Source organism: Candidatus Latescibacterota bacterium, from assembly GCA_019038625.1.
Taxonomy (GTDB): Bacteria; Krumholzibacteriota; Krumholzibacteriia; order Krumholzibacteriales; family Krumholzibacteriaceae; genus JAGLYV01.
Map to the genome: position 1 here is coordinate 1 of JAHOYU010000071.1, position 9416 is coordinate 9416.

The window sequence follows — 9416 nt, forward strand, 5'->3', positions numbered from 1 at the left end:
AGTCATATCCTTCTGATAATATAGCGGGAACATCCTCCAAACAGATATGTAAGTATGTATAACTATACAAGGAGGATTCGACATGCGATCTAAAGTCCTTTCGAGAATTCTGATTATTTCACTATTAATCCTGGCCACTGCCTCTACCTCCAATGCTCAGCGTACTCGGACCGCGCGGCCGGGCAGCCTGCCGCCGATCGACTCCGCGGCGCGAGCCGCGATCATTGACAGCATCACAGTTGTCATTGATTCGATTTATGTTCTCGGAGAACCAGCCGCTCGCATCGTTGCTGAGTTAAAGCGTGCATCGATTGCAGGTGAATATGACGAGATATCCGATCCTGCCTTATTCGCACAGAGACTGTACGAGGACTGCCAGAGAGTCAGTCATGACGGGCATTTCAGGATCTATGCCCTGCCACCGCTCGATCCATCGGCCGCCGCGGCCCGGCAAAGCGAAAGTCCTGCTGATGTGGAACTCAGAAAAAGATTTTACAGGGAGATCAATTATGGCTTTAAAAAGGCCGAGATACTGCCTGGTGGTGTAGGATATATCCGTTTTGACTCATTTTCTCGCGGTGACGAGGCATTCAAGGCGGCGACCGCGGCTATGAACTTCATTTCCAACAGTAATGCTGTGATCATCGACCTGAGACATAACGGGGGCGGTGTTGCAGCAATGATCAGGTTTATCTGTGGCTATCTCTTTGAGGATGAGACGCATCTGATCAACTGGGATATTCGAGCGGAAAAGAAGACGGTCCAGTCCTACAGCGCTGATTTTGTACCAGGCCAGCGGATTATCGACCAGCCGGTCTACATACTCACGAGTAAAAATACATTTTCGGCTGCCGAAGAGTTCACATTCGACCTGCGGAATCTCGAGCGGGCCATCGTAGTCGGTGACACGACAGGCGGAGGCGGACATACGGTCCAGGGATACACCTTCGATTTCGATACGTATCGAATAGGAATCAGGGTCCCTTATGGACGGGCCTACAATCCACTGAACAATGAGGGGTGGGAAGGTGTCGGTGTCATTCCCCACATTCCTGTTCCAGCTGATCAGGCTCTCGATGCCGCCTATGCCGATGCCTTGGCCAAACAGATTGCGGATGAGCCGAATGAGCGTGCCAGGGTTTTGTATGAGTGGGCGTTGCAGGATCTTGAAGGCCGCCTGAATCCTATGGAGATCACCAGAAAACAGATGAAAAAATACACTGGCAGTTTTGGGCCAAGAAAAATCTTTGTCGAGAACGGCAAACTCTGGTATCAAAGAGAGAATGGACCCAGGCACCGTCTCCTTCCGCTGGGGGAAGATCTTTTCAGAGTCGGGGACCTTGATTACTTCCGCCTCACTTTCGAATGCGACAAGAAAGGGAAAGCCCAGAAGGTGATCGGTCTATACGATAACGGACGACGGGACGAGAACGAGAGGGGCGGCAACTGAACCTGACAACGAGGCATGGAATTGATTCGTTTCAGGCGCGTCCATTTGGGATTCCATTGCAAGCGCATGGTGAGACTTCAGCGCATGGATAGAGGACTTGACTATGAATATTCTGGCAATCGATCAGGGAACCACAGGGACGACTACAGTTATTTATAATCACGAAGGTAAAATCGTTGATAAAGCCTGGCGTGAGATCAGACAGATCTATCCGCAGCCCGGCTGGGTAGAACAAGATCCGCTGGAAATCTGGCAGACAGTGGTGGACTCGGTTCAGGAATTAAAGTCTCGGAATAATGAAAAATTTGTTGCTGTCGGAATTGCGAATCAACGTGAGACCACAATCGTCTGGGATAAAAAGACGGGGCAGCCGATTCATAACGCCATTGTCTGGCAGTGTCGACGAACCGCTGATATCTGTGAAGAACTGAAATCAGAAGAGGAATTGTTTCGTGGCAAAACCGGGTTGCCTGTCGACGCCTATTTCAGTGGGACAAAGATCAAGTGGCTGCTGCAAAATGTGAAGGAGTATAAAGTCGATGATCTGCTGTTTGGCAATATCGATACATGGTTGATCTGGAAGTTGACGGGTGGGAAAGTTCATGCAACAGATTACACTAATGCCTCGAGAACATTGATCTTCAATATTATCGAGAAGAAATGGGATACAGAATTGTGTCAGTTGCTGGACATTCCGGTATCCATTCTGCCTCAGGTAAAAAAATCAGTAGATGATTACGGTGTAGTCGAATCGATTCCTGAAATCGACGGTGTTCCGATCTTTGGCGATGCTGGTGATCAACAGGCAGCACTTTTCGGTCAGGCCTGTTTTGAGGAAGGACAAAGCAAGAATACTTATGGGACGGGATGTTTTCTGTTAATGAATTCAGGGTCGAATGCTGTGTTTTCAAAAAATGGATTGGTGACGACACTGGCCATCGATGGCAACGGCGATCCATGTTACGCGGTGGAAGGTTCAGTTTTTATTGCTGGAGCATCGATTCAATGGCTTCGGGATGAATTAAAGATCATTGATAAATCAGCAGAGAGTGAAAAAGCAGCCTTGTCGGTCGAAGATAACGGTGGTGTATATATGGTGCCTGCCTTTGTCGGATTGGGCGCGCCACATTGGGATACGCAGGCTCGTGGTGTGATCGTTGGTCTTACCCGGGGATCGAATCGCAATCATATTGTTCGGGCGGCGCTGGAATCGATGGCTTACCAGACTTATGATGTGCTTTCGACAATGGAGGATGAAACTGGAATCAAAGTAGATAAACTTGCCGTGGATGGCGGTGCGGCGCAAAATGATTTTCTGATGCAGTTTCAGGCAGATATTATAGATAAACCGGTGCTCAGACCTTCGATCGTGGAATCGACTTCACAGGGTGCCGCGTTTCTGGGGGGATTGAAAGCCGGGTTCTGGGAAAATAGTGATGAATTGAGCAGGCTGAGATCTGTTGAAAAAGAATTTATTCCATTAATGGATGATCATAAACGGGAAGAATTGTTAAGGGGTTGGGAAAAAGCGCTGCGGCAAGCGATGGTGAAGTAGGTCAAATTGGTAATTGATCATTAATCAAGAAACCAATCATCAAAAGGCCAGGGCAGAATGTGATGAAAATGGAAATCCAATCTTCATTAGCGATCAGGGCCGTACTCGTTCTTCTCTGTACCATTATCCTTTCCTTTTTGATGGCCAGTGCAGCGCGTTCGGTTCATTTCGACACACCATTTCCGGAGGAACCCGAACGGTACGACAGCGAGTACTATCTCGATATGCTGACCATGCGGATCGACAGGGATTGGAGGGACCTGATAGATGGCACGGACAACCTCTTTCTGCTCAGATTCGGAAGTCTCAATGTTGAACAATGGTGCATGATCGAATCACTTAAGTTTTCGTCGGATATTTCCCGTCGTTTCCGGATCAGATACTGGATGGACCTGAATCACACACTGGACGAACGATCTTCCATGCGAAACGAGCTCGAAGTCGAATTCAATCTTCACCGGAAATATTTTGTTTCTTTCCTTCTCGCTCCTTCGCCATGGAAAAGGGAAAACGATGTCGGTCTGATGGTTCAACGAAGGACCGCCGTAGACAGGTATATAAAATTCACCTTCAAGGTACACGACTTTGCAAACAACTTTGCCTACAATCACGGTGACAATATCGAGGGCGAGAAGAATCTCTTCAACCGGCAGCCTTTCGAACTTATCCTCGAGGGAAGAGAGCAGGCTGGCCGGGTTTTGCGTTTTGGGATCAGAGGTTCACTGACAAACCGGTGGCAGAAGGAGTACCGATTCCTCGAAGGAAGCGGTGACTACGATGAGGAGGGGCATGTCAGGGATCTGGGCCTGTGGATCGAGAAGGATATGCCGGGTGGAGTGGCCTTCAATCTTGATATCAGGATCGCTGAGTATTTCCTTGAGCGGACTGGAACAGGTGCTGCCAGGAAGATGCATAATGTCAGGGAGTTTCTTCCCCGACTCTGGTGGCATCCGGCCGGCCGGGATCTTTCGTTAAGCGCGGGACTCCAGGTAAGGCGCGAACGCTGGGACGGAGAGGGAACTGAAGATAGCGGTTTCAGAAAGAACGAACTTCTCCCCTTCATCCTCCTGCAGAAGAGGTTCTCTGAGGTCCATATGCTTGAGGTCGGGTATCTCGCCGACAGATTCGACTCGGAGCGGACGGGAACTGGTGCGGAATCTTCCGACAGGTGGGAGAACAGGCTCAAGATATCCTGGGAGACCAGGTTCAGAGGCACCAGCCGATTCCGCCTGATCGAGACGATTGACCTGGACCGCGAGGACTGGGGGGACTATTCTGTCCACGACCATTTCTTTCTGATGCTGATCGTCGGATTCTGAACGTGAGCTCCTTCCGAAGTCCTCAGGTTTCAATGCGGACGAATAAACGGAGGGCACCGGAGGGATCACGCTTGAATAGCAGTCAGGATGAACGCTGTAACAATCAGAAGGATGGATAGACAGGAGTAAAATACAAAATGCACGATGATGGCTCTGATAATCCCCGATAACGGTTTGACACGGTTAAAGCCGATGACCCACCAGCAGAGAAAGATCAGGGGCAGGCCGAGTCCGAAGATCTTACCCAGAATATCAACCTCAGCTATACCAAAGGGGATAAAGGGAAGTCGGATCAGGTTGAGTTGTCCATAAAGATATGCCGAGAAAGCCAATTGTTCCGAGAAGTTATGTCCGGAACCTTTAAAGAACAGCCTCAGTAGCAAAGCGTGCAGCGGGAGAACCAGCAGCAACCCCGGCTGCTGATAATTTGCCATGAAGTTAAGGATTTGATTCATTGCTTCCTGAATATGAATTTGCGAGTAGGCTTCATTCATATTTTCGCTGAGAACGATTCCTTCTGGAAAGGAGAGTTTAGTTATCAGAACACAAAGGGCCGCTGTCAGCAGGCAGTACTTCATGGGCCCGACATAGGTCTTCCTCCGGCCCTGGATGTATTCACGCGCGACCAGGCCCGGGTTACGAAAGAGCCCCAGGATGGTGCGGAGCAGGGGGCTCCCGGCGACGAAGAAGTGACGTATACCATCAAAGGCCAGCGTTCTGTAGCTGAGGCGTGAGATGGATGCCTTCTGGCTGCATTGGGAGCAGAAGGTCCCACTCAATGTCGCTCCGCAATTCAGGCAATTCTTATCTGTGTGATTGTTCAGCTCGGTCATGGTACTCCTTTCTTTCAGTATAAATCTCCATTAGCGTGTTGTCATCAACAAAGGCTGAAGGCCGAGTAATGATTTTCACCGATCATTCCGGAAATGTGATAGGATACGCCTTGAATATGCCATGACAAGGTTTAATCTTCTTCGGGAGGCTTTGAACATGCGAAAGGACATTACGATGAGATATCTGGCGATATTGTTCCTGACGGTCTTTATCCTGTCGCCCGCTACCGCCTGGTGCGGAAAGCTTTCGCTTGAGCACAAGGCGATAGAGACGATAGAGTTGCCCGGGCCGATCCTCGACAGTGAGTTTTCGATAGAGAAGGTCCTGCAGGAGCGAAGATCGGTCAGGCAATACACTGATGACCCCGTCACCATGGAAGAGGTGTCCCAGCTTCTCTGGGCCGCGTACGGTATCACATACACAGCGGAGGGAATGCCGGATTTCTTGCGTGGAGGGTTGAAGACCGCGCCGTCGGCCGGAGCCCGCTATCCGCTCGAGATATATCTCGTCGCCGGTAAGGTCACCGGCCTTCTGCCAGGGATCTACTGGTATGTCCCGGAAGGGCATGTTTTACACAGGCTCGCCGATGGCGATGTCCGGACCGATCTGCAGGCTGCTTGCCTTGATCAGAAATTCGCGGGTGAGGCGCCGATCTCAATCGTCTGGTCTGCCGTTTATGAAAGATGCACGGAGAAGTACGAAGATCGCGGAAGAGACAGGTACGTCTGTATGGACCTCGGACACTCGGCGCAGAATGTCTACCTTCAGTGCGGATCGCTAGGGCTCGGGACCTGCGCCATCGGCGCATTCACAGACGATTCACTGAAGAAGTTGATCGGCATGACCGGAGAGGAAGTACCCCTTTATGTAATGCCCGTGGGAAGACTTCCTGTGGAGCAGAAGGATTAATAATCTTTGGCAGGTGTTCCATATAGAAATATGACAGGATGACCCACTGGGTAAGATCCTGGTTCGTTGAATTCTGAAATCCAGAAAAGGGCTCTACAGTTACATTCCTGATCCGGGCCGAAACTCGGCTCGGACGCCATCAGCAATATACTTGTTGTATTCTGGCAGGAATTAAGATAAAATGCCGCTTACACAGGGAATCTCTTACACGATTGATATGACGTCCGTTGATGCCGTCTCGCCCGGCAAAGCATTCTGTTGGCTGGCCACGCTCAAGGACAGTTAGACTGTCAGTGCGTAGAAGGCTATGCCGGCTCGTATGGTTGATTCTCCTCAGGGTTCAGTTTGTGTTTCAATTCAGAATCAATTGAAAGGAGGGATTATGAAACGAACGCTATTTGTAGTCCTGGCCGTTTGTCTTCTGGTGATCCCGACACAGCGCGTGAGCGCGATCAACTCCTGGACCAGGGAGATGAGGGTAAGGCAGGAGCCAAGCGATTGCAGGTATTGCGTCGATCCGACGCTGACTAAATACTGTATCGCTCGTTATGATTTCGAACCGATGGACTGGCAGGGCTGGACGGGATTTGACAACACCGATCCTGGCCTGTTCTGGCACGCCGACAATTATGTTGGAAGCACATTGAGTTCGGCGCCCGTGCCGCTTTCCGGAAACCAGTCAGGCTGGTGTGGTGGTGGCAGCAGCGCTGTTCCGATCACAGACTGGAAGACTCCGTCAGGGTATGCCAACAACTGGGATCAGATACTGGGCAGCGATGATATCTTCTTTGCCAACGACGAGAACCTCACACTTGAGTACATGTTGTATGTTGATAGTGAAGTCGGAAACGACTACATGGTTGTCGAACTTATGGACGTTGTCACAGGCATATGTACGATTATCGACGGACCCTACTCGGGAATCGCATACCTCACTCCTACGGTGAACTTCACCGTGGTTGCCGGCACATACAGCATACGCTTCAGGTTCATCTCGGATTACGAATGCAGCGATGAGAGCGGCTGTTTTGATTCCGACGGAGGTGTGCATATCGATGAGATAATGCTAACTGATGGCACAGGAATCATAGAATACGAAAACTTCGACACCGCCGCGTCAGGGGCTCGAGACGTGGATGGTGACGGGAACGGAATATGGTGGCGCGCGGCCACTAACAGCTTCGGCCAGTATTCCGGTCTCATAAGCGGCCTGATGGACAAGGACCCCTGCTACGACAATTATGGCACTCAGTTAATATTCTTCAACGGATCAATTTATCCGAGTGCTTCATATCCGGGGCTCTTCGAGACACCGTTCTGCTATTCTTCGAGCTGTCCGCCTGATCGATGCCAGAACGAGATGATAGTCTCTCCAGTGATCGATATGACCATGTATTCGATCGGTTGCGACGAAAATCAGACTGCCTCTATCCCTGCCGCCGACCTTTCGATCCTCGGCGGGACTTTACTGGAATTCGATGTATATAGAGATCTTCCAGTGAACTTTCTTTTCTATTACTACTGGAAGGTCCGGGATACAGACTCTGCCGGTAATCCGCTAGGACCCTGGCAGGACAGGGGATTCCTCTATTACGGAGGCAGCGACAACAGCGGATACTCGGAAAATGATTATCTTGCGAGTGGTCATAATATCACCGACATGATCTCCAGCGACTATATCCAGGTAGCGCTTGGGGTCGTCGACATGAGAGACCTGTTTTTTCCTGCTTATGGAAGTGGGGCCTCCCATACTCCGTCCCCGTGGTTTGATAAGGTTCAGGTGACGCGGTTCGAGGCGGAGGGCCCTCGCTTCTTCTACCGTTCCGTGGACCTGTTCCAGGATAACTTCGCTGACCCCGATGTGACATTTGCAAAGGCCGACGCAGCTATTGATGTAAATCCGATCTCATTTCCGGTCATAAATCCCCGTGACTGCATTCGCATTACCTGCGATTCGCCTCATGGTGGAGGTATAGCGATAGACGCGAGCAGCAATCCGGAAGTGTACATGCATGTCAGGGCACTCTATATAGGACCTTTCGGATATCCGAATCTGTCCGGCCCGATGCTGGAGGGCGACTGTGGGCATTATTTGTCTCATGGCCCTTTCTGGACGGTCATCCAGGCCGATCCATGCATTTGCGCCTGCCCCGACTGGTACGGCGAAGATGTTTATGAGTTCGACTTGAACGATTCGCTTTTCTCTTCGGGGTACATGGTCGAGTATTATTTCAGGGCCAGGGATACTGCCGGTAATACCAGTTATTTGCCGGCAGACGCGAACACCCTGCCCGACCATCCCATGACTTATTACGGCAGGTCGAACTTTTTCGAGTTTACCTGTCTGCCAGTTGGAAAGAGCGATATTCTGTACGTGGACGATTTCCACGACAGGCTTTCGCATAACGGGGAAGTGCAGGACAATTTCGACGACGCCTTCGTCGCAGTCCTTTCTCTGGCGGACCAGCCGGACCGCTTCGACGTCAATGGGCCGTCCTCGATGGTCTCAAACAGCCTCGCGAGCAGGGCAACGCTACCGAACCTTCTGGAGAATTACAGGATAATCATCTGGGATTCGGGAAACCTGCGTAACGGGACGATCTGCGATGGTACTACCGGGGACAAGAGCAGGGATTGCCAGCTACTTCACGACTGGCTCGACAATTCGTCATTGGAACCTTGCCTGTGGGTGCTGGGCGATAATGTTGCCTGGGATCTAACCGCGCATGCCACGTCATTCGCCGCTGGCGCGTTGATGACTGGCCAGTGCGGAGTCCAGCTCGTGAGAGACTCTTACTACGACCATTTTGTCCTGGATGATGAGACTCCGATGGTCGGAACGACAGCGGGAAGCATCTTTAACCCGACTCTCGATCCGTTCTGCGTGTACGGAAGCTGTCCCGTGATAAACGCATTCGATGTTATCGAAAAAACTGTTGGGAGTTCATACGCTCTACAGTATCCGGCATCCAGCGGTACGAACCAGTACGCGGCGATCAACAACTCGTTCACCAATTTCGCGATGGCCGAAGCGAGGACGATCTGGTTCGGTTTCAGCTACATGTACACGCGCGGATGCGAAGCGGTCCCGCAGACACGTTTCAAACTGGTCGAGGACGCGATGATCTACTTCTACCAGGCAACAAATCCGAGTATCACGGGCGACGAGGATGAAGTGCCGGTTTTCAGGACTTCTCTGAGCCAGAACTATCCCAATCCGTTCAACCCGGTGACATCGATCAGCTACAGCCTCAGAGTAGGGGGGCAGGTGACTATGCGGATCTACGATGTGACGGGAAGGCTGGTCAACACCCTGATTGACGGGACAAAAGATGCCGGCCCTCACCAG

General features: G+C 51.0%; 6 protein-coding genes. 5 read left to right on the forward strand and 1 reads right to left on the reverse strand.

Annotation, left to right across the window (positions count from 1 at the left end):
• Positions 1-82: 82 nt before the first annotated feature.
• From KOO63_04995 to KOO63_05005, 3 genes are all read left to right on the forward strand, one after another.
• A complete protein-coding gene (locus KOO63_04995) occupies positions 83-1450 on the forward strand; it encodes a S41 family peptidase (GenBank protein ID MBU8921157.1) in 1368 nt (455 codons plus the stop codon).
• A gap of 103 nt (positions 1451-1553) precedes the next feature.
• The gene (gene glpK / locus KOO63_05000; protein MBU8921158.1) at positions 1554-3005 is read left to right on the forward strand and encodes a glycerol kinase GlpK; all 1452 of its coding nucleotides are present in this window, start codon (positions 1554-1556) and stop codon (positions 3003-3005) included.
• A 62-nt stretch (positions 3006-3067) separates the two neighbouring features.
• Positions 3068-4324, forward strand: coding sequence for a hypothetical protein (locus KOO63_05005; GenBank protein MBU8921159.1), 1257 nt, complete (start codon positions 3068-3070; stop codon positions 4322-4324).
• 65 nt (positions 4325-4389) lie between these two features.
• Here the strand turns inward: KOO63_05005 and KOO63_05010 are convergent, their stop codons facing one another.
• Positions 4390-5157, reverse strand: a complete 768-nt coding sequence (locus KOO63_05010; GenBank protein MBU8921160.1) for a DUF3667 domain-containing protein — start codon at positions 5155-5157, stop codon at positions 4390-4392.
• A gap of 157 nt (positions 5158-5314) precedes the next feature.
• On the opposite strand from KOO63_05010, the gene KOO63_05015 reads away from it, so the two are divergent.
• A complete protein-coding gene (locus KOO63_05015) occupies positions 5315-6067 on the forward strand; it encodes a SagB/ThcOx family dehydrogenase (GenBank protein MBU8921161.1) in 753 nt (250 codons plus the stop codon).
• A gap of 382 nt (positions 6068-6449) precedes the next feature.
• A partial coding sequence (locus tag KOO63_05020) for a T9SS type A sorting domain-containing protein (protein MBU8921162.1) occupies positions 6450-9416 on the forward strand: 2967 nt, incomplete at its 3' end.

Excerpts from the sequence above, each read along its gene's own strand:
- KOO63_04995 (MBU8921157.1), top strand. The coding sequence starts at position 83 with ATGCGATCTAAAGTCCTTTCGAGAATTCTGATTATTTCACTATTAATC.
- glpK (MBU8921158.1), top strand. The coding sequence starts at position 1,554 with ATGAATATTCTGGCAATCGATCAGGGAACCACAGGGACGACTACAGTT.
- KOO63_05005 (MBU8921159.1), top strand. The coding sequence starts at position 3,068 with ATGAAAATGGAAATCCAATCTTCATTAGCGATCAGGGCCGTACTCGTT.
- KOO63_05010 (MBU8921160.1), bottom strand. The coding sequence starts at position 5,157 with ATGACCGAGCTGAACAATCACACAGATAAGAATTGCCTGAATTGCGGA.
- KOO63_05015 (MBU8921161.1), top strand. The coding sequence starts at position 5,315 with ATGCGAAAGGACATTACGATGAGATATCTGGCGATATTGTTCCTGACG.